Source organism: Rhodococcus sp. KB6 (assembly GCF_001445685.1).
GTDB classification, from domain to species: Bacteria; Actinomycetota; Actinomycetes; order Mycobacteriales; family Mycobacteriaceae; genus Rhodococcus_F; species Rhodococcus_F qingshengii.
Window position 1 is genome coordinate 149202 of sequence record NZ_LNAK01000134.1, and the last position, 23852, is coordinate 173053.

Annotated in this window: 23 protein-coding genes; 19 read left to right on the plus strand and 4 right to left on the minus strand. The window is 63.2% G+C overall.

What is annotated here, in order from left to right; translation table 11 throughout:
• Positions 1-23 precede the first annotated feature (23 nt).
• From ftsY to trmD, 10 genes are all read left to right on the plus strand, one after another.
• The gene (gene ftsY / locus ASU23_RS20630) at positions 24-1451 is read left to right on the plus strand and encodes a signal recognition particle-docking protein FtsY (RefSeq protein ID WP_058038618.1); all 1428 of its coding nucleotides are present in this window, start codon (positions 24-26) and stop codon (positions 1449-1451) included.
• Between the two features lie 247 nt (positions 1452-1698).
• The gene (locus ASU23_RS20635) at positions 1699-2958 is read left to right on the plus strand and encodes an ammonium transporter (RefSeq protein ID WP_042450902.1); all 1260 of its coding nucleotides are present in this window, start codon (positions 1699-1701) and stop codon (positions 2956-2958) included.
• Between the two features lie 56 nt (positions 2959-3014).
• Positions 3015-3353, plus strand: coding sequence for a P-II family nitrogen regulator (locus ASU23_RS20640; RefSeq protein ID WP_003942772.1), 339 nt, complete (start codon positions 3015-3017; stop codon positions 3351-3353).
• Positions 3343-5850, plus strand: coding sequence for a [protein-PII] uridylyltransferase (locus ASU23_RS20645; RefSeq protein WP_003942689.1), 2508 nt, complete (start codon positions 3343-3345; stop codon positions 5848-5850). Before ASU23_RS20640 ends, ASU23_RS20645 begins: the two co-directional genes overlap by 11 nt.
• A 115-nt stretch (positions 5851-5965) precedes the next feature.
• Positions 5966-7543, plus strand: a complete 1578-nt coding sequence (gene ffh, locus ASU23_RS20650) for a signal recognition particle protein (RefSeq protein WP_003942713.1) — start codon at positions 5966-5968, stop codon at positions 7541-7543.
• Between the two features lie 3 nt (positions 7544-7546).
• On the plus strand, positions 7547-8629 hold the full coding sequence (locus tag ASU23_RS20655; protein WP_058038619.1) for an amidohydrolase family protein: 1083 nt from the start codon (positions 7547-7549) through the stop codon (positions 8627-8629).
• A gap of 209 nt (positions 8630-8838) precedes the next feature.
• On the plus strand, positions 8839-9309 hold the full coding sequence (gene rpsP, locus ASU23_RS20660) for a 30S ribosomal protein S16 (protein ID WP_003942818.1): 471 nt from the start codon (positions 8839-8841) through the stop codon (positions 9307-9309).
• Positions 9306-9548, plus strand: a complete 243-nt coding sequence (locus ASU23_RS20665) for an RNA-binding protein (RefSeq protein ID WP_003939023.1) — start codon at positions 9306-9308, stop codon at positions 9546-9548. Before rpsP ends, ASU23_RS20665 begins: the two co-directional genes overlap by 4 nt.
• Before the next feature lie 14 nt (positions 9549-9562).
• The gene (gene rimM, locus ASU23_RS20670; protein WP_058038620.1) at positions 9563-10135 is read left to right on the plus strand and encodes a ribosome maturation factor RimM; all 573 of its coding nucleotides are present in this window, start codon (positions 9563-9565) and stop codon (positions 10133-10135) included.
• A 9-nt stretch (positions 10136-10144) separates the two neighbouring features.
• Positions 10145-10849 carry a tRNA (guanosine(37)-N1)-methyltransferase TrmD gene (gene trmD, locus ASU23_RS20675; protein WP_003942745.1) on the plus strand — a complete coding sequence of 235 codons (705 nt, stop codon included), beginning with the start codon at positions 10145-10147 and terminating at the stop codon, positions 10847-10849.
• Here the strand turns inward: trmD and ASU23_RS20680 are convergent.
• On the minus strand, positions 10846-11421 hold the full coding sequence (locus tag ASU23_RS20680; protein ID WP_058038621.1) for a dihydrofolate reductase family protein: 576 nt from the start codon (positions 11419-11421) through the stop codon (positions 10846-10848). The two genes, trmD and ASU23_RS20680, sit on opposite strands and share 4 nt — an antisense overlap.
• Before the next feature lie 68 nt (positions 11422-11489).
• Between ASU23_RS20680 and ASU23_RS20685 the strand changes: the two genes are divergently transcribed.
• On the plus strand, positions 11490-12068 hold the full coding sequence (locus ASU23_RS20685) for a TetR/AcrR family transcriptional regulator (RefSeq protein WP_042450812.1): 579 nt from the start codon (positions 11490-11492) through the stop codon (positions 12066-12068).
• Between the two features lie 4 nt (positions 12069-12072).
• Here ASU23_RS20685 and ASU23_RS20690 read toward each other — a convergent pair whose 3' ends face one another.
• Entirely contained in the window at positions 12073-12519 is a 447-nt protein-coding gene (locus tag ASU23_RS20690) for a GtrA family protein (RefSeq protein ID WP_058038622.1), read from the minus strand.
• Positions 12516-14714: a hypothetical protein gene (locus ASU23_RS20695; RefSeq protein ID WP_058038840.1), complete on the minus strand. Its 2199-nt coding sequence runs from the start codon at positions 14712-14714 to the stop codon at positions 12516-12518. Before ASU23_RS20695 ends, ASU23_RS20690 begins: the two co-directional genes overlap by 4 nt.
• 172 nt (positions 14715-14886) lie before the next feature.
• Here ASU23_RS20695 and ASU23_RS20700 point away from each other — a divergent pair, with 172 nt between their 5' ends.
• On the plus strand, positions 14887-15873 hold the full coding sequence (locus tag ASU23_RS20700) for a glycosyltransferase (RefSeq protein WP_003942691.1): 987 nt from the start codon (positions 14887-14889) through the stop codon (positions 15871-15873).
• Positions 15863-17005: a dTDP-4-amino-4,6-dideoxygalactose transaminase gene (gene rffA, locus ASU23_RS20705; protein WP_003942806.1), complete on the plus strand. Its 1143-nt coding sequence runs from the start codon at positions 15863-15865 to the stop codon at positions 17003-17005. The genes ASU23_RS20700 and rffA overlap by 11 nt, the downstream gene beginning before the upstream one ends.
• A gap of 26 nt (positions 17006-17031) precedes the next feature.
• On the opposite strand, the gene ASU23_RS20710 is transcribed toward rffA, so the two are convergent.
• Positions 17032-18018 carry a serine hydrolase gene (locus tag ASU23_RS20710; RefSeq protein WP_058038623.1) on the minus strand — a complete coding sequence of 329 codons (987 nt, stop codon included), beginning with the start codon at positions 18016-18018 and terminating at the stop codon, positions 17032-17034.
• A gap of 75 nt (positions 18019-18093) precedes the next feature.
• On the opposite strand from ASU23_RS20710, the gene ASU23_RS20715 reads away from it, so the two are divergent.
• From ASU23_RS20715 to ASU23_RS20740, 6 genes are all read left to right on the plus strand, one after another.
• Positions 18094-20433, plus strand: a complete 2340-nt coding sequence (locus ASU23_RS20715; protein WP_058038624.1) for a Tex family protein — start codon at positions 18094-18096, stop codon at positions 20431-20433.
• Between the two features lie 104 nt (positions 20434-20537).
• A complete protein-coding gene (locus tag ASU23_RS20720) occupies positions 20538-21425 on the plus strand; it encodes a hypothetical protein (protein WP_003942742.1) in 888 nt (295 codons plus the stop codon).
• 89 nt (positions 21426-21514) lie between these two features.
• Positions 21515-21856 carry a 50S ribosomal protein L19 gene (gene rplS, locus ASU23_RS20725; RefSeq protein ID WP_003942791.1) on the plus strand — a complete coding sequence of 114 codons (342 nt, stop codon included), beginning with the start codon at positions 21515-21517 and terminating at the stop codon, positions 21854-21856.
• A gap of 55 nt (positions 21857-21911) precedes the next feature.
• On the plus strand, positions 21912-22715 hold the full coding sequence (gene lepB / locus ASU23_RS20730; RefSeq protein WP_003942787.1) for a signal peptidase I: 804 nt from the start codon (positions 21912-21914) through the stop codon (positions 22713-22715).
• A 50-nt stretch (positions 22716-22765) separates the two neighbouring features.
• The gene (locus ASU23_RS20735) at positions 22766-23446 is read left to right on the plus strand and encodes a ribonuclease HII (RefSeq protein ID WP_024487346.1); all 681 of its coding nucleotides are present in this window, start codon (positions 22766-22768) and stop codon (positions 23444-23446) included.
• A gap of 37 nt (positions 23447-23483) precedes the next feature.
• On the plus strand, positions 23484-23789 hold the full coding sequence (locus ASU23_RS20740) for a DUF2469 domain-containing protein (protein WP_003942715.1): 306 nt from the start codon (positions 23484-23486) through the stop codon (positions 23787-23789).
• Positions 23790-23852: the final 63 nt, after the last annotated feature.

Consider the following 23852-nt stretch of genomic DNA (forward strand, 5'->3'; position numbering starts at 1 on the left):
TCGGAGCCTGAAACAATGGGCCGGTGACTACCCAGGCTTGGATCATCATCGCGGCTGTAGCGGCCGTACTACTCGTCGTTCTCGTTGCCGGATTCCTGCGCTACCGCAAGGGGCAGGTATCGCTGAAGGCGCCCGAGACGAAGCCGGAGCTCGGCGCCCCCGAGAAGGACAAGTCAGGCGGCTACAAGGCCGGTGGCGGGTTCAACTTCAGTCAGGGGTCGACGGCAACGGCGCCACCTCCGGTGGTTCCGACACCGCCGGTCGCCGAGAAGCCGCCCGTCGTCGAAGAACCTGTCGTCGAAAAACCGATCGTCGAAGAACCTGTTGCGGAGAAGCCGGCCGTTGTCGAGGAGCCGGTTGTCGAAGAACCCGCTGTTGTCGAGGAACCGGTTGTCGAAGAGCCGGTAATCGAAAAGCCGGTCGTAGAAGAATCAGCGGTAGCAGAACCTGTTGTCGAAGAACCTGTCGTTCCCGAACCTGTTGTCGTTCCCGAACCCGTCGAGCCTGCACCGCGCGTGCTGGACGAGATCGACCCGACCGAGGGTCGGCTGGACCGATTGCGCGGGCGCCTTTCCCGCTCGCAGTCAGCAGTCGGCAAGAGCTTGCTGGGTCTGCTCGGTGGCGGCGATCTGGACGAGGATTCGTGGGAAGAAGTCGAGGACACCCTCCTCATCGCAGACCTCGGCTCCGCGACCACGGAAAAGGTCGTCACGAAGCTTCGTGAGCAGATGGCGGCCCGCAGCGTCCGGACCGAGGCTGCCGCCCGCGCCCTTCTGCGCGAGGTGTTGATCGCCGAACTGCGTCCCGAACTGGACCGCTCCATCCGCGCATTGCCGCATGATGATCACCCGGCTGTTCTGCTCGTCGTCGGCGTCAACGGGACCGGCAAGACAACGACCACCGGCAAGCTGGCTCGCGTGCTCGTCGCCGACGGTCGTCGCGTCGTGCTCGGTGCCGCGGACACGTTCCGCGCCGCCGCCGCCGATCAGCTCCAGACGTGGGCCGAGCGTGTCGGCGCTGAAGTTGTTCGTGGCAAGGAGGGTGGCGATCCCGCTGCGATTGCCTTCGACGCGGTCTCACGGGGCATCGCGGACGGCGTCGACGTGGTCCTGATCGACACCGCCGGCCGTCTGCACACCAAGACCGGTCTGATGGACGAGCTCGGCAAGGTCAAGCGGGTTATCGAGAAGAAGGCCTCGGTCGACGACGTTCTGCTGGTTCTCGATGCGACGGTCGGCCAGAACGGACTGGCGCAGGCTCGAGTGTTCGCGGAGGTCGTGGACATCACCGGCGTCGTACTGACCAAGCTGGACGGAACCGCCAAGGGCGGAATCGTCTTCCAGGTTCAGCATGAACTGGGTGTGCCGGTGAAGTTGGTCGGTCTCGGTGAAGGTGCCGACGACCTGGCGCCCTTCGAGCCGGGTGCGTTCGTCGACGCCCTGCTGGGCTGACGCCCCCGTGCGCCTTTTTGGTAGCGCGAACTACCAAAAAGGCGCACAGGGTCGGTAGAACTCCCTGGCGAAACCTGTTTGCAACAAAGTTGGGCAATTGGTTCACGTCTGCGAAACGCGACAGCGCCATGGACGAAACACCAGCCCAGCACTCTTCTCCTTAACGACGTGCTGCCCGGCACGTGCGACTAGGAGGTAGTAAGTGAGTACCGACGATTTGTTGGCGAACTCCGGTAACGCCGCATGGATGCTGATGGCTGCATCTCTGGTCTTGCTGATGACACCCGGCCTCGCTTTCTTCTACGGCGGGATGTCTCGGTCCAAGTCCGTCCTGAACATGATGATGATGTCCTTCGGGGCCATGGCCGTCATCGGCGTCATCTACGTTCTGTGGGGATGGTCGATGTCCTACGGCACCGAGAACATCGGGGGCATTTTTGCCAACCCGTTCGAGTTCTTCGGCCTCAAGAACAGCATCACCGATGCTGACGGCAACTTCATCGCCGGCGCCTGGGGCTACCCCAACGTCATCGACATCGCGTTCCAGGTGACGTTCGCGATCATCACCACCGCCCTCATCAGTGGTGCCCTGGCCGAGCGGGTCAAGTTCGGCACCTGGCTCCTGTTCTCGGGTATCTGGGTCACCGTCGTCTACTTCCCGCTCGCACACATGGTGTGGGGCGGCGGACTCCTCTCGGGCTCCGAGGACGGCATCGCGGCAAAGCTCTTCGGCACCACGGTCAACGACGACGGAGTCACCGTCGCCAACGTCGCTCCGATCGACTTCGCCGGTGGCACAGTCGTTCACATCAACGCGGGTATGGCCGGTCTGGTCCTCGCACTCATCGTCGGCAAGCGTCTCGGCTTCGGCAAGACCGCCTTCCGTCCGCACAACCTGCCCTTCGTGATGCTCGGCGCCGCACTCCTCTGGTTCGGTTGGTTCGGCTTCAACGCCGGCTCGGCATTCGCCGCCGACGGTAACGCCGGTCTCGCCTGGGTCAACACGACCACCGCGACGTGTGCCGCAGTCCTGGCCTGGCTCGCTACCGAGCGTATTCGTGACGGCCACGCCACCAGCCTCGGCGCAGCTTCCGGTGCGGTCGCCGGTCTGGTCGCCATCACCCCTGCTGCCGGTGCGCTCAACCCGGTCGGTTCCATCTTCCTCGGCGCAGTAGCCGGCATCCTGTCCGCTCTCGCAGTCGGCCTGAAGTTCCGCTTCGGCTTCGACGACTCGCTCGACGTCGTCGGTGTTCACCTTGTCTCCGGCCTGTGGGGCACGATCGGTATCGGATTCTTCGGCACCGCAACCGGCCTCTTCTACGGCGGCGACTACAAGCAACTGGTGGTTCAGATCGTGATCGCACTCGCAGCACTCGTCTTCACCGGCGTTCTGACGACGATCATCGGCTTCGCACTCAAGCCCCTGGGCTGGCGAATCTCGGCCGAGGACGAGGCACGCGGCATCGATGAGACCGAACACGCAGAGACCGCATACGACCTCGCGTGATCAGCACGTGATTAAAGTGAATTCAGGCACTTCAGAGTTTGGAAAGGGATGAGCACATGAAGCTGATCACAGCAATCGTCAAGCCGTTCACGCTCGAGGACGTCAAGACCGGACTCGAGCAGGCCGGAGTGCTGGGTATGACAGTCAGCGAAGTTCAGGGCTACGGCCGACAGAAGGGCCACACCGAGGTGTACCGAGGCGCGGAGTACTCCGTGGACTTCGTACCCAAGGTCCGGGTCGAGGTCGTCGTCGACGACGCGGCCGTTGACAAGGTGGTCGAGGTGATCGTCGAGGCCGCTCGAACCGGCAAGATCGGTGACGGCAAGGTGTGGGTCTCGCCAGTCGAGTCGGTCATCCGGGTTCGCACCGGGGAACGCGGTGGCGATGCACTCTGACCCGAAAGGGTCCGAGAACTTCGGCCCTGGTTCCGTCGCGAAAGCGACGGGGCCAGGGCCGGTCTCGTCAGGGGGATCCGACGAAGCTGCGGACCTGGCCCGCGCACGCAAGGCCCTACTCACCGGAGGCGTCAAGAACAGGAGGCTCGACGCCCCCGCGCTGCGACATGCACTGGTCGATCTGCACGAATTCTGGTTGACCACCAAGGGGACCGAACTGGGCATCAAACCGGATTGTGGGTTTGCCATCGTCGCCGTGGGTGGTCTCGGCCGACGCGAACTGCTGCCGTATTCCGATCTCGATCTGATTCTGCTGCACGACGACATGGACCCGGCGGTCGTGGCCCAGGTCGCGGACAGCCTGTGGTACCCGCTGTGGGACGCGCACATCAAACTCGACCACAGCGTGCGGACGCTTCCGCAGGCGCTTCAGGTTGCGGCCACCGACATGACGGCAGCACTCGGAATGCTCGAAGCACGCCACATTGCCGGCGACGTGGAGCTGAGCAACCTGTTGATCAGTGGTGTCCGACGACAGTGGCGCATGGACATCCGCAGCCGATTCGACGAATTGATCACCCAGACCCGTACGAGGTGGGAGCGCAGCGGCGAGATCGCCCATCGCGCCGAACCGGATCTCAAGAGCGGTCGTGGCGGGCTGCGAGACGTCCAACTGCTCAACGCCCTGTCCATCGCGCAATTGACCGACGGGATGCCGGGGCTGGGACCCAACTCGCCCGGCGGCGGTCTGGCACTTGCGCACAGGCGGTTGCTCGACGTGCGCACCGAACTTCACCGCGTTGCCGGTCGCGCCCGCGACCAACTGCGAGCACAGGACGCCGACGAGATCGGTGCGGCGCTACGGATCGGTGATCGCTTCGATCTGGCGCGACTTCTCAGCGAATCGGCGCGCACCATCAGCTATTCGGTCGACGTCGGTATCCGTACCGCCGGAAACTCCTTGCCCCGGCGTGGTTTGTCGCGGCTGCGTCGCGCGCCGGTGCGACGGCCACTGGACGAGGGCGTCGTCGAGCATGCCGGCGAAGTAGTTCTGGCGCGCGATGCGAGACCGAAGAAGGATCCCGGTCTGGTGATGCGGGTCGCGGCAGCGGCGGCCACCAACGGCATGCCGATCTCCGCGTCGACGCTCAATCGCCTGGCCGACAATGCCCCCGAATTGCGTGAGCCGTGGCCGAAAAATGCAGTCAACGATCTCTTGGTCGTGCTGGGTTCGGGATCGCGTGCGGTTCCGGTGATCGAGGCGATGGACCGGACCGGGCTCTGGGGTCGACTCCTGCCGGAGTGGGGGACCATTCGCGATCTTCCGCCGCGCGACGCCGTCCACACGTGGACGGTGGATCGGCACCTGGTCGAAACCGCCGCGTATGCAAGCGGATTCACCACTCGCGTCGCTCGGCCGGATCTGCTCATGCTCGGTGCGTTGATCCACGACATCGGGAAGGGGCGAGGGGGAGACCACAGCGTCGTCGGTGCCGAATTGGCCACCGCGATCGGAAATCGCTTGGGACTCTGGCCTTCCGACGTCGCGACGTTGACGGCGATGGTGCGCTACCACTTGCTGTTGCCGGAAACCGCCACCCGTCGCGACCTCGACGATCCGGCAACGGTGCAGCGAGTGGTCGACGCACTCGAGGGAGACGGGACCCTTCTCGATCTCCTGCATTCGTTGGCGGAAGCGGATTCGCTGGCCACCGGGCCTGGTGTCTGGGGCGACTGGAAGTCGTCGTTGATCGGCGAGCTGGTGCGTCGTTGTCGTTTGCTGATGGCAGGGGAGGAGCTCCCGCAACCCGATCCACTCGCTCCCGAGCAATTGGCCATCGCCGAGGAGGGCGGGGTTCACGTCTCGCTCGTTCCGGCCGAGAATGCGCACACCTACGTCGTGACCGTCATCGCGCCCGACGCTCCCGGGCTGCTGTCTCGGGCTGCCGGAGTTCTGGCGCTGCAGTCCTTGCGGGTGCATTCCGCATCGCTGGGGTCGCATGCAGGTTCGGCGGTCAACTCGTTTGTCGTGACGCCGAGGTTCGGCACACCCCCGCAGGCGGTGCTGCTCCGGCAGGAATTGATCCGGGCTTCGGCCGGTGAACTGAATTTGCTCGAACTTCTCGACGCGAAGGACGAGGAGGCACGGGCAGAGCAGTGGGACGACCCGATCCAGACCAACAAGGATTCCGCGGTTCCAGTGCTCTATGCGCAGGCGCCACCGCGGGTCATCTGGTTCGACGCGCCCGGTGACGGTCAGGCGATCCTCGAATTGCGTACCGAGGACCGCGTCGGCCTGCTCTGCCGACTGGCCGCAGCACTCGAACACAGTGGAGCCGACATCCGGTGGGCGAAGGTCGCCACCTTGGGTTCCTCGGTGGTCGACGCGTTCTGCCTCGACTTCGGTGAGGCCGATACCCGCGCGGCGCGAGAGCGCGTCGAGGAGGCGGTGCTGGCGGTGGTTCCGGTGCCACAACCCAAGAAGAAAGAGGATTGACGGACCGGTTTCGGCAGTTACGCCCGCATCGGCTGGGATCGGTGCGGGCGTAGCGGCTAGGCTGGTGCCCGAGAATATCCACGGCTAACTCGCACGACCTTCAGGAGCGCACTCGGTGTTCGAATCCCTTTCCGACAGATTGACCGGATCTCTCAAGGATCTGCGTGGCAAGGGTCGTCTGTCCGGCGCCGACATCGACGCTACGGCCCGCGAGATCCGCCTTGCCCTGCTCGAGGCCGACGTAGCGCTTCCCGTAGTGCGCAGCTTCATCGCCAAGATCAAGGAACGCGCCAAGGGCGCCGAGGTCTCGGGTGCACTGAACCCGGCTCAGCAGGTCGTCAAGATCGTCAACGAAGAGCTTGTCGAGGTTCTCGGCGGCGAAACTCGTCGACTGCAGTTCGCCAAGACTCCGCCGACGGTCATCATGTTGGCCGGTCTGCAGGGTTCCGGTAAGACCACGCTGGCCGGAAAGTTGGCCAAGTGGCTCAAGGATCAGGGGCACACGCCCCTCCTCGTCGCCTGTGACCTTCAGCGTCCCGGCGCCGTCACTCAGCTTCAGATCGTCGGTGAGCGTGCGGGCGCGGCAGTCTTCGCGCCGCATCCCGGTACCTCCATCGGCGGCGGCGAGAACGCACTGGGCGTGTCCGCAGCCGACCCCGTCGAGGTCGCCCGCGCCGGCGTCGAAGAAGCACGCAACAAGCATTACGACGTCGTGATCGTCGACACCGCCGGTCGCCTCGGTATCGACTCGGAGCTGATGGCGCAGGCCGCCGGTATCCGTGACGCCGTCAACCCGGACGAGACCATCTTCGTCCTCGACGCCATGATCGGTCAGGACGCGGTCAGCACGGCCGACGCGTTCCGTGAGGGAGTCGGCATCACCGGTGTCGTCCTCACCAAGCTCGACGGCGACGCCCGCGGTGGTGCCGCGCTGAGCGTCCGCGAGGTCACCGGCCAGCCGATCCTCTTCGCGTCCACCGGCGAGAAGCTCGAAGACTTCGACGTCTTCCATCCCGATCGCATGGCCAGCCGGATCCTCGGTATGGGCGATGTCCTGAGCCTCATCGAGCAGGCCGAGCAGGTTTTCGACGCCGATCAGGCCGAAGCGACCGCAGCGAAGATCGGTTCCGGTCAGCTCACCCTCGAAGACTTCCTCGATCAGATGATGGCCGTCCGCAAGATGGGCCCGATCGGCAACCTCCTCGGTATGTTGCCGGGTGCCGGCGGCATGAAGGACGCGCTGGCCAACGTCGACGAGAAGCAACTCGATCGCATTCAGGCCATCATCCGCGGTATGACGCCGGCCGAGCGCGACGATCCGAAGATCATCAACGCCTCACGCCGACTGCGCATCGCGAACGGTTCGGGCGTCAAGGTTTCCGACGTCAACCAGTTGGTGGACCGTTTCTTCGAAGCCCGCAAGATGATGGCTGCCATGGCCGGCCGTATGGGTATGCCCGGCGCGCGTAAGCAGGTTCGCAGCAAGAAGGGCAAGAAGGGCAAGAAGGGCGGCAAGGGCCCGACGCAGCCCAAGATGCGCGGAGGATTCCCCGGCATGGGCGGATTCCCGGGTATGCCCGGCGGAATGCCGGCCGGTATGCCCGACCTGTCGAACATGCCCAAGGGTCTCGATCAGTTGCCGCCCGGACTGGAAGGCATCGATCTCTCCCAGCTCAAGCTGCCCAAGAAGTAGTCGGTGGCTGCGCTTCATCTGCGGGGTATCGGTCTGCCCGATGCCGAGCCGATCGAATTGTGGATCGTCGACGGGCTGATTTCCTTCGAGCCGGTGTCCGGTGCGGAGACGATCGTCGAATCGGGTTGGATCACACCGGGTCTCGTGGATGCGCACTGTCACGTCGGTATCCGCTACGGCGGTGGCGGCGGCGAAACCGTCGACGGCTTGCTGGGGCAGGCGAAGACCGAACGTGACGCGGGCGTGCTGTTGCTTCGTGACGCCGGATCGCCGGTCGACACCAGGTTCATCGACGAGCGCCTCGATCTGCCGCGGATCATTCGCGCAGGTCAGCACATCGCAGCACCGAAGCGGTACATCCCGGGCCTGCCGGTCGACCTGGACGACGAATCTCAGTTGCCGGCCGAGGTGGTGCGTCAGGCACGCGCCGGTGACGGTTGGGTCAAGCTCGTCGGGGACTGGATCGATCGTTCCATCGGTGACCTCGCCCCGTTGTGGAGCGACGAGATTCTGGTCGAGGCCATCGCTGCCGCCCATGCCGAAGGCGCAAGGGTCACCGCTCACGTCTTTGCCGAGGATGCTCTGCCCGGCCTGATCAATGCCGGCATCGACTGCATCGAGCACGGCACCGGATTGACGGACGCAACCATCGAGTTGATGGTCGCTCACGGCACGGCCTTGGTTCCGACGCTGATCAACATCGCAACTTTCCCCGAGATCGCGGACTCCGCCACGCGGTATCCGATCTACGCGGCGCACATGCGGGATCTGCACGCTCGTCGACATCGGACGATCGGTGCCGCTCACGAGGCCGGGATTCCGATCTATGCCGGAACGGATGCCGGCGGATCGATCAGGCACGGGCGGATCGCCGACGAGATCGCCGAACTCGAAGTTGCCGGTTTGACGGCGCATCAGGCGCTGGGCGCAGGCTGCTGGGACGCGCGGAGTTGGTTGGGTGCGCAGGGGATCGAAGAAGGAGCGCCCGCCGACCTGGTGGTTTATTCCGAAGATCCGCGCGGAAACCCCGATGTGCTCGCGAAGCCGATGCGTGTGATCCTCCGCGGAACCCCCGTGAGCGGTTAGGGAGTCCCCGCTCTCTCGAAGCGCGCACAGGGTGGTTTCCGAACGAGCCCACCCATCTGGCACAATGGACCATTGTTCGTCGCAACCGGTTACGTACCGCTGCGACGGTCACAGGATAGAGGCAAAACCGGGCTCACAAATCGTGTGGGTCGCTGAATTGCACGTGACATGCGCAGCACTGTTGTGCGCGCTGAAGGAGAACTGCAGCTGTGGCTGTCAAAATCAAGCTCACCCGCCTCGGCAAGATCCGCAACGCTCAGTACCGCGTTGTCATCGCCGACTCGCGCACCCGTCGTGACGGCCGTGCGATCGAGACCATCGGCAAGTACCACCCCAAGGAAGAGCCCTCGCTGATCGACATCGATTCCGAGCGCGCTCAGTACTGGCTGTCCGTGGGCGCACAGCCCACCGAGCCCGTCGAGGCACTCCTCAAGATCACCGGTGACTGGCAGAAGTTCAAGGGCCTGCCGGGCACCGAAGGCACCCTGCGCGTCAAGGAAGCCAAGCCCACCAAGCTCGAGCTCTTCCAGGCTGCGCTCGCGCAGGCCGAGAACGAGCCGGTTGCAGAAGCAATCACCCCCAAGAAGAAGAAGGCTGCAAAGGCTGACGAGGCCAAGGCAGAAGACACCGCGGCTGACGCCGAGGCTCCCGCTGCAGACGCCGAGGCTGCTGACAAGTGAGTGCCGTCGTCGCTGATGCGGTAGAGCATCTCGTGCGTGGCATCGTCGCCAATCCCGACGATGTGCGCGTCGAGCTGATCACCGGACGTCGGGGACGGACCGTCGAGGTGCACGTGCACCCAGACGATCTCGGCAAGGTCATCGGTAGGGGTGGTCGCACGGCGACCGCTCTGCGGACCTTGGTCTCCGGCATCGGTGGCCGCGGTATCCGTGTTGATGTCGTCGACACCGATCAGTAGACGGCAGTAAACAGGTGGAACTCGTAGTCGGTCGTGTCGCGAAGTCGCATGGCATCAAAGGTGAATTGGTAGTCGAGGTTCGTACAGACGAGCCTGAAGATCGTTTTGCCGTAGGTTCCGTGCTGCGTGGGCGCAAGCCGCGCGAGTCCACACTGAAGTCGTACACAGTGGAAGCCGCCCGGGATCATTCCGGGCGGCTTCTGCTGCGCCTCGAAGGCGTCAGTGACCGTGGCGACGCAGATGCGTTGCGCGGCACACTGTTTGTCATCGACAGTTCCGAACTCGAGCCTTCGGATGATCCGGACGAGTTCTACGATCACGAACTCGAAGGACTGAAGGTCGTCCTCACGGACGGCACCGAGATCGGTTCGGTCATCGAGGTATTGCATTCCGCCGCAGGCGAATTGCTCTCTATTCGCCGCGCCGGTGAGACGTCCGGTGAATTGCTGATCCCGTTTGTCGCAGCCATCGTCACCTCGGTGTCGATCGCCGACCGCGTCGTGGTGATCGAGCCCCCCGAGGGACTGCTCGACCCGGACTTCGGTGACAAGTCGAACAGCGACAATTCGAACGCCGACAGCGACTGATCGCTTGTCATGCGTCTCGATGTAGTCACCATCTTTCCCGAGTATCTCGAACCGCTTCGTGCTGCCTTGCTGGGCAAGGCAATCGAACGTGGCTTGATCTCGGTCGACGTCCACGATCTTCGGTCGTGGACCCATGACGTACACAAAGCCGTCGACGATTCCCCGTACGGCGGCGGACCCGGCATGGTCATGAAACCCACCGTCTGGGGCCCGGCACTGGACGACGTGATCGGGCGCTCCGATTCTTCCGGCCCGGATGATGCCGAGACCATTCTGGTGGTGCCCACTCCCGCCGGCGTCCCGTTCACCCAGGAGACCGCGCACCGCTGGTCCAACGCCAAGCACCTCGTCTTCGCCTGCGGCCGATACGAAGGTATCGATCAACGGGTTTTCGACGACGCCGCCAAGCGGGTCAGAGTCGAAGAAGTCAGCATCGGCGATTATGTCCTGATCGGCGGCGAAGCAGCGGTGCTGGTGATGGTCGAGGCTGTCGTGCGACTGATGCCCGGCGTTCTCGGCAATCAGCTGTCACACCAAGAGGATTCATTCTCCGACGGCCTTCTCGAAGGGCCTAGCTACACTCGCCCGGCTGTGTGGCGCGACCTCGAAGTTCCGCCGGTGCTTCTCTCCGGTGATCACGCGAAGATCAAAGCGTGGCGCCATGAGCAGTCGCTGCAGCGCACGGCCGAGCGTCGACCGGATCTTCTTCCTTAGGTATTTCGCTTCAACCAGGTGATGCTTGCGCCGTCGTCGAGCGATTCGGTTGCAGTCGGTGTGAACAGTGCCGGCTCGAAGTTACTTCTGATCATCGGTATGCCTGCGCCGGCGACTACCGGATACCTCTTGATGATCAACTCGTCGATCTCCGGTAGTAGTTCGCCGGCGAGAGTTCCGCCGCCACACAGCCAGATATCTTGTCCTTCTTCCTCTTTGAGAGATCTGACTACCCCAAGCGGATCGGCGCGAACGATGGTGACGGGGGGATCCTCGGCGTCAGGGATGGTTGTGGAGACGACGAACTGACGCAGGTGCGCGAAGGGGCTTTTCACTCCGGCGGCCAGCCCGGGCTCGTAGGAGCCGCGGCCCATGACGACCGTGTCGAAGGTCTTGTTGGGCGCGTCCTCGATTCCGAGAGCGGGCCGCACATGCGTTGGCACGGTTTCAGGATATCGATCGCATATCCAGGCCGTGATCTGTTCGGAGACCGGGAGGAAATCGAATTCGCCACCAGGCCCCGCGATGTATCCGTCGAGGGAAGCTCCCACGTAGTACACAAGCTTTCGCATATAACGCTCCGTTCGTAGTACTATGTTTGTAGTGGTTTAACTTAGGGTCGTGTCAGGAGTGATGTCAAGTGCGAAAGAACCCGGAACGCCGGCTTGCCCTGATCGACGCGGCAATCGAGGTGTTGGCCCGAGAGGGTGCTCGAGGCTTGACGTTTCGAGCCGTCGACGCCCAGGCAGCAGTGCCGAACGGGACAGCGTCGAACTACTTCTCCAATCGCGACGACCTGCTCACTCAAGCGGGTGGCCGGATCTACGAGCGACTGATTCCGGAGGACCTCGAAGGGATGATCGATCCCGTCAACGGCACCGATCGTGAGCGCCTGGTGACGCTCATGCTCGACGTGGTCGAGCGCGTCACCTCGTTCGGAACGGGTTTCCTCGCGCTCATGGAGTTGCGACTGGAGGCGACGCGTCGACCGGACCTGCGAGCGGTGCTGACCGTCCGCATCCGAGAAGACTTCGATCTGAACGTAGCCAATCATCTGGCGTCGGGCGTGCCGGGTGATGCGATGACCGTTCGCCTGCTCTATTTGTCGCTGAACTGGCTCGCACTGGATCGACTCACATTGCCGGACCTGTTCGGAGAGGAAGATATTCGGACGATCGTCGAGGCGGCGGTGGATCGAGCGTTACCCCGCGAATCGTAGAAGGTCAGTGTCGTTCGGCAGGTTTGCGGCGGAACGAGAAGTATCGATGACCGAAGAAGCTCATACCGGCGACGATCAGCATGACAACCGCCTGGGCGGGAAGCGGCGGGGCATGCAGAATCGACACCGCGATTGTTCCGAGTATCAGATTCAGCACCAGGCCACCGGAATTGACGACGATGAACGCTCCCAGGTCGCGTGCCACATGTCCGCGGACGCGGAAAACGAGAGTCCGATGCAGAACGAAAGCGATGAGGACGCTGATGGAGTACGCGCCGATCACAGCCACTTGATACAGATCCTTGTTGTCGAGGATCAGTGTCCAGATCACGAAGAGCACGTATCCGATCGCCGTATTAGCCACTCCGACAATGGCAAATGCGATGGGTTGATGCTTGACCACCCGAAGCAGTGGGCCGGGATTCTCGGGTGATGCGATGTCTTCGGTCATGAAGACTCGGTTTTCACGGTGTTGATCCCGTCCTTGCGTCGGTTCCGCAGATACATCCACTCGAGCACGCCGAGTCCGAGGACTCCGGCGACCATCGAAGCGCCGCCGACCTTCCATCCCGGGGGACGCCACGTCAGGACAAGTTCCGCGTCTTTCGTACCGGCTGGAACGTCCACGGTGACAAAGGACTTCGCGACGACGTCGATCGGGACAGGCTGACCGTCGATGCTCGCCCGATATCCGGGCCAGCCGAGCCGTGCGAACACAACCTTGCCGCCGGTCTCCGAACTGACACGAAGGGTGCTCGACATGTTCGATTCCGCGATCGACGTAGCCTCGACGCCGTGGGCGTCGGCGATGCGTCCGTTGCGTGTCGAGACGGGGCCGTCGACGCGTTCGAGTACCGAGATGTAGTTCTCGTGTCCGGGGTAGTCGACCCATTTCCATCCGTCGGGAGCCGGGTTCTTGCGTGCATCGGGGTAGAGAGCGTTCTGAAGTACGACGCGGTCCACGTTCATCAGGTCGACGATGGTGCGGCCGGTGGTGGGTTCGACGGTGAATGCGCGCCGAAAGGCGTCGGGGCAGACGCTCATGTCCCAGCGCATGCAGAGCAGATCACCGAAGTAGAAGTGCCCGTTGGGGGTGTAGCCGCTGGTGTAGGTCAGTTCGAGGTCTTTGGGGTAGTTGCCGAAAGCCAGGGAACCGTACGCTCCGTCGAGGGTTTTGTCCCCGGGTGCGATGAGTGCACGGTCGCCCAGTTGCAGTGTCGTGCCTTCGAAGTCGGGGAAGGCCTCTTTCATCTCCGAGCGGGATTCGGGCAGGTTCCAGCTCATCGGGGTGGGTTGCGCGGCCCGAACCTGGGCGTAGGCGATGGGGGAGACCGCGACGATCGCTACGAGGCATGCGAAAGCAGTGCCCTTGGTACGGCCGAGCCAGACCATCGCGGCGCCGAGTGCGGCAACGAGCAGGGCCGAGATCACATGCCATTTCGCGAGCCCGGGAGCTGCCGAGGCTGACCGAATCAGAAGCAGGCCCACGAGGATTCCCGCTGCAACGCAGCGCCCGCGCAACTTGTCGGTCGTGGCGTAACGCCCGAGCAGGATGCACACCAGAAGCAGGAGTCCGATGGCCACCATCGGAAGTACGCGCGCGGGCCACCGCAGTGGGCCGATCGTGCTCGGCCCGGCAGTCCACATGAGGACGGCGACCGTGAAGATCCCGACGGCGGTCAATTCGCGTGCCGCGGCGCGTGCCTTGCCCCAGTCGATGAATGCCAGGGCGGGTATGAGGAACCAGGCGATGTAGACCATGGGCATGGTCTGGATGTATCCCCACCACGAGGTGAACGCGGGCATCGTGCTCGGCAGGCTCGCGTTCAGCGATTCCGACCACGGGACGGCGAGGAATGCATCGTTCTTGACTTCGGATGCACCGCGCCAGGTGACGTCCGCGGTGAGCAGGCTCGGCAGATACGTCGCGAGACCGGCCAGAGCGGCACACGCGGACACCGCCAGAAGCCGCAGTGACGGCAGCCAACGCCGCTGATAGACAACTTCGCCGATTGCGACCGCGCCGATCATCAAGCCGGATTCGACTGCGGGGAAAACATATTGGACCGACATCGCGAGATACAAGAACACGAAGGTCGGGATCGGACCGCTCTTACCTCGGGCGTAGCGGATTGCCGACGCCCACGCCTGAACCATCCAGGCAGTGCCGGTGAAGGCAGTCATCCAACTGGCCGAGTCGAAGAACAGCAGGAAACCGGTGAACGGAATCGAGACGCCGGCGACGGCAGCCCACGTGGGCTTCGAGCCGTACTCGAGGCAGATCCGATAGACGCCGAGTGCAAGGATGATCGCGAAGATCAACTTCACGATCGTCGCGTACAACGCCAGGTTGTCGAAGGACGGTGCGATCAGGTCGATCAGGAGTTGCGGTGGATTGAGAAGGCCTGCTTCCTCGATCGCGTAGTTGCCCGCCATCCAGTTCTCGGGGACGAGCACCGGGAGGTGTCCTTCTCGCAGACTGCGGCCGAGCATGACCCACAGCGGCGCGTATTGGGACTCGGTGTCGTCGGTGTAGAAGTGACGAGCATTCGCGAGCACCACGGCCAGATAACCGGCGATGACACCGATCGCCGTGACGGCGCCCCACTTGTACACGTCTGCCCGGGCGAGAGTGCGAGTTTCCACCACGAGTTCCAGACCTTAACAGGGCAGGTGGGGCGTGCGGAGACGCGAGCGCGTCACGCGCCGCCGGCATCCGAAGTCAAGACATCTCTGCGTGTTAAAGTTCGCGACGGTGTGGGCCCGATCGTGCCTGTCTCTCGGCGCCAGTCGAGCCCCCTGAAGGGAGTGGAAGCGAGTGCACTCGATTTCCGTCGTAGTGCCCGTTTATCAGGGCGAAAAGACGATCACGGCGCTCGTCGAGGAGTTGGACGGCCTGGGCACACCGAGTGCGACGCCCGGTGGTGCGCAGTTCTCCGTCGACGAGATCGTGCTGGTTCACGACAACGGCCCGGATCGCTCCGACGTCGTGTTACTCGAATTGGAGCGCCGTTTCGAGCAGGTGCGTGTCGTGTGGCTCAGCCGCAACTACGGCCAGGACGCGGCGACCATCGCCGGCATGGCCGCTGCAACTGGACAGTGGATCGTGACGATGGACGAGGACGGCCAGCACGACCCGGTGCACATCGGGGCTTTCCTCGACACCGCGCTGACGGAGCGATCCGATCTCGTGTATTCCAAACCCACGAACACACGCCCGCACGGATTCTTGCGGAACCTGACCTCGCGCGGCGCAAAGATCGTCTTGGCGACGGTATTCGCGTTCCCTGATTCGACGAGATTCGAAAGTTATCGCCTGATCCGCGGTGACATCGGCCGACAGTTGGCCGGCGTCGCGGCCAACGGCGTGTATCTGGACGTTGCGCTGACGTGGGTTGTCGGTAACACGGCCACGGCGCCGGTGACACTTCGAGCCGAAGGCCGCGAAGAATCCGGGTACAACTACCGCCGTTTGTTCTCGTTGTTCTGGAAGATGGTGTTGTGTAGCGGAACACGCGGTCTGCGGCTGGTCAGCCTGCTCGGAGTCACCCTGGCGTCGGCCGGCGTGATCATGGCCGCGGTGATCTTCATCGGGGCCATGACCGGCGACAACAATGATCCCGAAGGATGGGCGTCGATCATCATGGCGCTGCTGGTCTGTTCGGGTGCGATTCTGTTCTCGCTCGGGCTCATTGCCGAATATCTCGGTGTGGCACTGCACGTCCTTGTCGGAAAGCCGCTGTATCTGACTGTCGACTCCCCGCGGCCCGGAACCTCGATCGATCGGCGTAGTCGTGAGCACTGATCGCATCATCTTCTCCCGCCCCTATCGGGCATCGAACGAATTGTCGAATCTGGCAACGGTTCTGGAGTCCGACCACATTCACGGTGACGGACGTTTCACCAAGTCCGCGACTGCAGCGCTCAAGGCGATCACCGGATCCACGCATGCTCTGCTGACCACCTCGTGCACGCATGCACTCGAATTGGGTGCGCTGCTGCTCGAATTGGGCCCGGGCGACGAGGTAATAGTTCCGAGCTTCGCGTTCAGTTCGGCGGCGACCGCCGTCGCGTTGCGCGGGGCCACTGTTGTTTTCGTCGACATCGATCCGAGTACCGGCAACATCGACCCGGCGTGCGTCGCGGCGGCGATCACCGAACGCACCAAAGCTGTACTGGTCATGCATTACGGCGGAGTCGCCGCGGACATGGAACCTCTCCTCGACCTCGCGGAACTCCACGGCGTTGCGTTGATCGAAGACAACGCTCACGGACTCGGCGGAAAGTGGCGCGGGCGCTCGCTCGGCACCATCGGAACAATCGGAACGCAGAGTTTTCACGACACCAAGAACGTTCACTGCGGTGAGGGCGGCGCGCTGTTGCTCTCCGACGATCAGTTGATGACTCGCGCCGAAATCATCCGTGAGAAGGGGACCGACCGTGCGCGTTTCCTGCGCGGGCAGGTCGACAAGTATTCGTGGCAGGACATCGGGTCGAGTTATCTGCCCAGTGAACTCAATGCCGCCGTCCTCGACGCACAACTCTCCGAGTTCGACGCGATTCAGGCGGCCAGGCATCGCGTCTGGGATGCCTACAGCGTGAGTCTGGGCGAGTGGGCGGCCGCGAACGGTGTCGTGCCCATGGCGGTGCCCGATGATCGCGAGCACACTGCGCACCTGTTCTATCTCAAGATGCCGACCGAAGAGAGCCGTGACGGCTTGATTCGGCACCTTGCCGGTGACGGAATCGTGGCGCCGTTCCACTACGTTCCGCTCGATACGAGTGCGGCCGGTGTGCGCTACGGACGAACACCGCAGCCGTGCGTGCGTAGTGCCGAGTTCTCCGCGTCGATCCTTCGACTGCCGCTGTGGCCCATGCTCACGTTCGAACAACAGGACCGTGTCATCGGTTCGGTGCTCGAGTACAAGCAGGCTTGAGGACGAACACGACCGCGTGGATCGAATCAGGGCCCGGAAGCTTCGGGCATCGCCGAATCCGCGGTCGTGGATGCCGCTGCCCAGTCGTCGATGCTTCCGCTCGGGAAGAGAATCTGCGTGACGCCGGTGACCGTGTCGCGAGCGTGCAGTGCACTTTCGTCGTCGACGGCATCGGTGAACGAGGTGTCGGGATAGAAGCTGTCCTCATCCGTGTACTGGACGTCTTCTCGCGAACCGATCGCGATGATGTATCGGTTGTCGTCACCGACGATGCCGGTGGACAGATGGATCCACTTGTCCTCGACACAGCACATCCAGCCCTGTTTGACTCCTATGACGGGCTCGCCGAACAAGGCCTCGGGCAGGCCGAATCTCTGGTCGTAACCGTCGGTTCCTTCGGGAGTGGATTGCCGCAGGTACTCGACGAACTGCTCGACCCGTTCAGGTCCGAGTTGATCGGAGTCGTCGAGGACACCGCTGTAGAAGGTGACCAGGTCACGTGTCGTGGTCTCGGTGTTCCACCACATTCCGTCCCAGGGCGGCGTCGTCGCGGTCAGTGCGTAACGCTCGGCGACGCGGGTGATCACCTCTTGGCCGCCGACCTCGTCCCACAGGAGGTTGGCTGCGGTGTCGTCGGAGGATTCGAGCATCGCCGCCATGAGGGTGCGATCGTCGTCCGTGATGGGTCGCTCACCGCGCGCATCCTGACGAAGTAGATCCTCGGCGATGAAAAGTTTTGCCACCGAGGCTGTTTCGATCTGCTGGTCACCGGCGACGTCGAGGTACTTGTCCGAGGAGCGGTCGAGGATGGCGATGGAGACGTCCGCACCACGCCCGAGCGCAGCTACCTGAGCCTGTCCCAGACGGCCGTCGAGGGTCTCGGCTACCGGAACATTGGTGTCGGGAAAGGCGGGGGTCTGCATCGGATCATCCGGGTTCTGTCCACCGCTGCACGAAGCCGCAAAAGTAACTGCGGCCACCATTGCGGCAATCCGGACGTACCGCGTACTCATTTGTTTCCCCCGGTAGCCCTGACACGGCACTGTTGCCGATCTTCTTGTCTCAGGATAGCGGTAGGGTCGGATCTCGTGATTCTCAAGACCGTGAACCAGCGCATTGCCGAGGAACTCGACGTCCGCGAAGGCCAGGTTGCAGCAGCAGTCGACCTTCTCGACGGCGGAGCCACGGTGCCCTTCATCGCCCGGTACCGCAAGGAAGTCACCGGCACGCTCGACGACGCCCAGCTGCGACTCCTGGACGAGCGGCTGCGGTATCTCCGCGAGCTCGACGACCGTCGTGACGCCGTGCTCACGGAGATCGACTCTCAGGGCAAACTCGACGATCAACTGCGCGGTCAGATCATGCTGGCCGAGACGAAAGCGCGGCTGGAGGACATCTACCTCCCCTTCAAGCCGAAGCGGCGCACCAAGGCGCAGATCGCCCGCGAGGCCGGCCACGAGCCCGTCGCCGATGCTCTCATCGGAGATCCCACCACCGATCCCGCGCAGTATTCGGACGAGCAACTCGACGGTGCCCGGTCGATCCTCGTCGAGCGCTTCGCCGAGGACGCCGATCTGGTCGGTGAGTTGCGTGAGCTGATGTGGAATCGCGGCCAGGTCGTCTCCTCGGTCCGCAAGGGCAAGGAAACCGATGGCTCGAAGTTTGCTGGCTACTTCGAGTTCTCGGAACCGTTCTCCAAATTGCCCTCGCACCGCATCCTCGCCGTCCTGCGCGGCGAGAAGGAAGAAGTGCTGTCGCTCAACATGGCGGCAGACACCGAAGAACTCGCGCCGGGGGAGCGCACGGTCTACGAAGGCCGCATCGCGTCGCGGTTCGAAATCGCCGACCGTGGTCGGGCCGCCGACGGGTGGCTTCTCGACACCGTCAAGTGGGCGTGGAAGACGAAGTTCGCCGTCACGCTCGGTATCGACACTCGGATGCGTCTGCGGCAGTCGGCCGAAAAGGACGCCGTCGACGTCTTCGCCACCAACCTCAAGGATCTACTCCTCGCAGCTCCCGCCGGCGCCCGACCCACCATGGGACTCGACCCCGGATTCCGCACCGGAACGAAGGTTGCCGTCGTCGACGGAACCGGCAAAGTTGTTGCCTACGAGACGATTTACCCGCACCAGCCGCAGAACAAGTGGGACGCGGCTCTCGCGACGCTTGCCGGACTGGTCGCCGAACACGGCGTCGAACTGATCGCCATCGGCAACGGCACGGCATCTCGCGAGACCGACACGCTCGCTACCGAACTGATCAAGAAGACCGGCGCGCCCAACCTGACCAAGATCGTCGTCTCCGAGGCAGGCGCATCGGTGTACTCGGCTTCGGCCTACGCGTCGCAGGAACTTCCCGACCTCGACGTCTCGATTCGCGGTGCGGTGTCCATTGCGCGTCGCTTGCAGGATCCGTTGGCGGAGTTGGTCAAGATCGATCCCAAGTCCATCGGCGTCGGTCAGTACCAGCACGACATCACCGAATCGCTGCTCTCGCGTTCCCTCGACGCCGTCGTCGAGGATGCCGTCAACTCGGTCGGCGTCGACGTCAACACCGCGTCCGTGCCGCTGCTTGCTCGGGTGTCCGGAATTGCAGGATCCCTTGCAGAGAGCATCGTCGCGCATCGGGACCAGAACGGTCCGTTCAAATCCCGCAAGGGTCTCAAGGATGTCTCCCGACTGGGACCCAAGGCATTCGAGCAGTGCGCAGGCTTCCTGCGGATCACCGACGGCGACGACCCTCTCGACGCGTCGAGCGTCCACCCGGAGGCATATCCGGTGGTTCGCAAGATCGTCGCGAGTGCAGGCGGGGACGTGCGCACCGTGATCGGAAACTCGCAGGCACTTCGATCGGTCAAGGCGTCCGACTACGTCGACGAGCGATTCGGTCTACCGACCGTCACCGACATCATCTCCGAGTTGGAGAAGCCGGGACGAGATCCACGACCCGAATTCAAGACCGCAACCTTTGCCGCAGGTATCGAGAAGGTCGCGCATCTCAAGCCCGGCATGACCCTCGAAGGCGTGGTCACCAACGTCGCAGCCTTCGGTGCCTTCGTCGACATCGGAGTTCATCAGGACGGTCTGGTTCACGTCTCGGCGATGTCACACAACTTCGTCAAGGACCCACGCGAGGTCGTCAAGTCAGGTGACGTCGTCAAGGTGAAGGTCCTCGAAGTGGACGAGGCACGCCAACGCATCGGGCTGACGCTTCGTCTCGACGACGAGGTGGGAGCGCCCCGCAAGTCCGAAGGCCAGCGAGGTGGGCAACCTCAGCGGCAGGGCCAGCCGCAGGGCCAGCGTCAGGGGCAGGGTCAGCAACGAGGAAATGGCGGACGCCAGGGCGGACGCGAGCAGCGACCGGACAACCGCGCGCCTGCTGCCGGGTCGATGGCCGACGCTCTGCGCAAGGCGGGCTTCGGCAAGTAAATCCGTCCGCCGGGTTTTCGAAGTCCGTATCGTCACAATCGAGTCGGTTGGCGGTATGAATCCGATCAGGGTCGGATCATGAATTCGGTGAAGGGAGGACAGTGATGCGGGAGTGGCTCGAGCGCGAGATCATCGCCCATGGCCGATTGCCGTTGCTGTTCTTCCTGCTCGGGTTCCTGTCCGCCTTCCTTTTCATCCGCCTCAGCGTCCGGATGATTCGCGCGCAAGTGAAATGGTGGCCGGGCAACATCGCGCCCGGAGGCCAGCATGTGCATCACGTCGTGTTCGGTGTGATCGCCATGATGATCTCCGGTGGTGCGTTGATCGCGGTCTACGTCGATGGTTCGCAGACCACCGGTGCCGTCCTGGCGGCGATCTTCGGTATGGGTGCTGCGTTGGTGCTCGACGAGTTCGCACTGATCTTCTATCTGAAGGATGTGTACTGGTCCGAACAAGGTCGGACCTCGGTGGATGCGGTCTTCGTCGCGATCGCCGTGACCGGCCTGGTGCTGCTGGGTTTCCGCCCGCTCGAACTTCTCGACGTCGCCGGATTCCGTGAAGAACGCGATCCGTGGATCAAATTGGTCTTCGTTTTCGTCGCGTTGATCAACTTCGCCTTGGCAGCCATCGTGATTCTCAAGGGGAAGATCTGGACGGGGCTCGTCGGTCTGTTCGTTTTCCCGTTGCTGGTAATCGGAGCGGTCCGCCTGAGCCGGCCGGGTGCACCGTGGGCTCGCTGGCGGTACACGCGCAAGCCGAAACGGATGAACCGCGCGCTCGAACGCGAACGGAAATGGCGTCGGCCCGTCATCCGGGCCAAGATCTACGTCCAGGATCTGATAGCCGGATCGCCGAGCGTCGAACATGCGATGACCGCGGCCGAGCAGGAACTGGACCACACCATCCACGCAGCTCCGCCGCCACCGATTTCCCCGCTGGTATCCGCGTCTGGCACAATGGACGGGTTGCCTGGACCAGGCAGCAGCACTTGATCTGGGCACGAACCAGACGAGCGCCGTTTCGGGAGACCGAAACGCGTGCCGCTCGGTTCCTCTGCTCCTGCGAAATACAAGGATGACATATGAACACCCTGGACTTCCTGGACAAAAAGTCGCTCCGCGACGACATCCCCGAGTTCCGTCCCGGCGACACGCTCAACGTGAACGTCAAGGTTATCGAAGGCTCCAAGGAGCGCGTGCAGGTCTTCAAGGGCGTCGTTATTCGTCGCCAGGGCGGCGGCGTTCGCGAGACCTTCACCGTCCGTAAGGTCTCCTTCGGCGTCGGCGTCGAGCGCACCTTCCCGGTTCACAGCCCCACGCTGGCCTCCATCGAGGTTCTGACCCGCGGTGACGTCCGTCGCGCCAAGCTGTACTACCTCCGTGAGCTTCGTGGCAAGAAGGCGAAGATCAAGGAAAAGCGCTGATCTTTCCGATGAGCCCGGCATCGCGTACGCGCGGTGTCGGGCTAATCTGGTTTCTGTGGCAGATTCTTCGAAGGAGCAGGCATTGTCGTCCGGACCCGAGAATCACGAGGGATCAAGCGGTTCCGCGGAACCGACCTCACATCGGCCGCAGAAGAAACAGCGATCGTTTCTGCGAGAACTCCCTGTTCTGATCGGCGTAGCGCTGGTACTCAGCATCGTCCTTCAGGCATTTGTCTTCAGAGTTTTTCTCATCCCATCCGAGTCGATGGAACCGACACTGCACGGCTGTGCGGGATGTACCGGTGACCGCATCGTGGTGGAGAAGATCGGATACCGCTTCGGCGATCCGGAACCCGGCGACGTCGTCGTCTTCAAGGGACCCGATTCGTGGAACACGAAATATGTGTCCAATCGGTCCGACAACGTTGTCGTCCGCGGTATTCAAGAGGTCGGTTCGTGGGTCGGCCTCGTTCCGCCGGACGAGAACGACTTGGTCAAGCGAGTGATCGCTACCGGCGGCCAGACCGTCGAATGCTGTGACGATCAGGGCCGAGTCCTGGTCGACGGCAAGCCGCTCGACGAGCCGTACATCAAGATGGATTTCCCGTTCACTCCGGGAACGCAAACGTGTGACACCGAATTGAAGTCGGGCCGCTGCTTCGGACCGATCACCGTTCCCGAGGGCCACGTGTGGGTCATGGGTGACAACCGCAGCAATTCCGCCGACTCGCGCTACCACGTCGACGACGAGTTCCAGGGAACCGTCCCGATCGACAACATCATCGGTCAAGCTCGTTTCATCGTTCTTCCCCCGTCGCGAATGGGCGGCATCGATGCGCCTGATATTCAGGGCAACTGAGTTGTCGGACCGCACACATGGATTCGCGTAGTTCCGAGTAGGCAGAGACAGTGAGTAGTTGGCCCCCTCGCGTTGTCATTCGCAGATCGGCAGGTCTGCGGACGATGGAGTCTGCGTTGGCGCGAACCGGACTCGGTCCGGTGGCCGGCGTCGACGAGGCCGGGCGCGGAGCGTGCGCTGGTCCACTTGTCATTGCAGCGTGTGTCCTGGCGCCGAAACCGCAAGCAGCCCTCGCGCGGCTCGACGATTCGAAGAAGCTGACCGAACGTGCGCGCGAGGAGCTTTTCCCGGCGATCAAGCGCTTGGCGTTGGCGTGGAGTGTCATCTCTGTTCCCGCTGCGGAAGTCGATCAGATCGGCATCCACGTCGCCAACATCGAGGGGATGCGACGAGCAGTTGCGGGCCTCGACCTCGAACCGGGCTACGTTCTCACCGACGGATTCCGGGTTCCGGGTCTGACGGCTCCGTCGCTACCGGTCATCGGCGGTGACGGCGCCGCTGCATGCATCGCCGCGGCGAGCGTTCTCGCGAAGGTGACCCGAGATCGTGTGATGACCGAGATGGACGACACTCATCCGGGATACGGCTTCGCGATTCACAAGGGATACAGCACGCCACTGCACATGGACGCACTCGACGAGCTGGGGCCGTGCCCTGAGCACCGCATGACCTATGCCAACGTGGTGGCTGCGGGAGTCCGGTTGGAACAACGCGCGGGCCGTACGGGATGATGGACGTTCAGACGAACTGGGAGGACTGGCTAAACCGATGAGTGCCGAGGATCTCGAGAAGTACGAAACCGAGATGGAGCTGTCGCTCTACCGTGAATACCGGGACATCGTCGGACAGTTCTCCTACGTCGTGGAGACCGAACGACGTTTCTACCTGGCCAACACGGTCGAGTTGCTGCCCCACAATTCAGACGGGGAGATCTACTTCGAGCTGCGGATGTCCGACGCCTGGGTGTGGGACATGTACCGCCCGGCGCGATTCGTGAAATACGTACGCGTCGTGACCTTCAAGGACGTCAACATCGAAGAGCTGGACAAGCCGGATCTGCGCCTTCCTGACTGATCTGCGCTTGCCGGACTGATCTCGACAACGAAGTGCCCCGCCGATATCGGCGGGGCCCTTCGT

Bases quoted from the DNA above. Each gene is read 5' to 3' on its own strand.
- ASU23_RS20720 (WP_003942742.1), top strand. From the start codon at position 20,538: ATGCGGGAGTGGCTCGAGCGCGAGATCATCGCCCATGGCCGATTGCCG.
- ASU23_RS20710 (WP_058038623.1), bottom strand. From the start codon at position 18,018: ATGAGTACGCGGTACGTCCGGATTGCCGCAATGGTGGCCGCAGTTACT.
- ASU23_RS20740 (WP_003942715.1), top strand. From the start codon at position 23,484: ATGAGTGCCGAGGATCTCGAGAAGTACGAAACCGAGATGGAGCTGTCG.
- ASU23_RS20640 (WP_003942772.1), top strand. From the start codon at position 3,015: ATGAAGCTGATCACAGCAATCGTCAAGCCGTTCACGCTCGAGGACGTC.
- ASU23_RS20690 (WP_058038622.1), bottom strand. From the start codon at position 12,519: ATGACCGAAGACATCGCATCACCCGAGAATCCCGGCCCACTGCTTCGG.
- ASU23_RS20645 (WP_003942689.1), top strand. From the start codon at position 3,343: ATGCACTCTGACCCGAAAGGGTCCGAGAACTTCGGCCCTGGTTCCGTC.
- rplS (WP_003942791.1), top strand. From the start codon at position 21,515: ATGAACACCCTGGACTTCCTGGACAAAAAGTCGCTCCGCGACGACATC.
- ASU23_RS20680 (WP_058038621.1), bottom strand. From the start codon at position 11,421: ATGCGAAAGCTTGTGTACTACGTGGGAGCTTCCCTCGACGGATACATC.
- ASU23_RS20635 (WP_042450902.1), top strand. From the start codon at position 1,699: ATGCTGATGGCTGCATCTCTGGTCTTGCTGATGACACCCGGCCTCGCT.
- trmD (WP_003942745.1), top strand. From the start codon at position 10,145: ATGCGTCTCGATGTAGTCACCATCTTTCCCGAGTATCTCGAACCGCTT.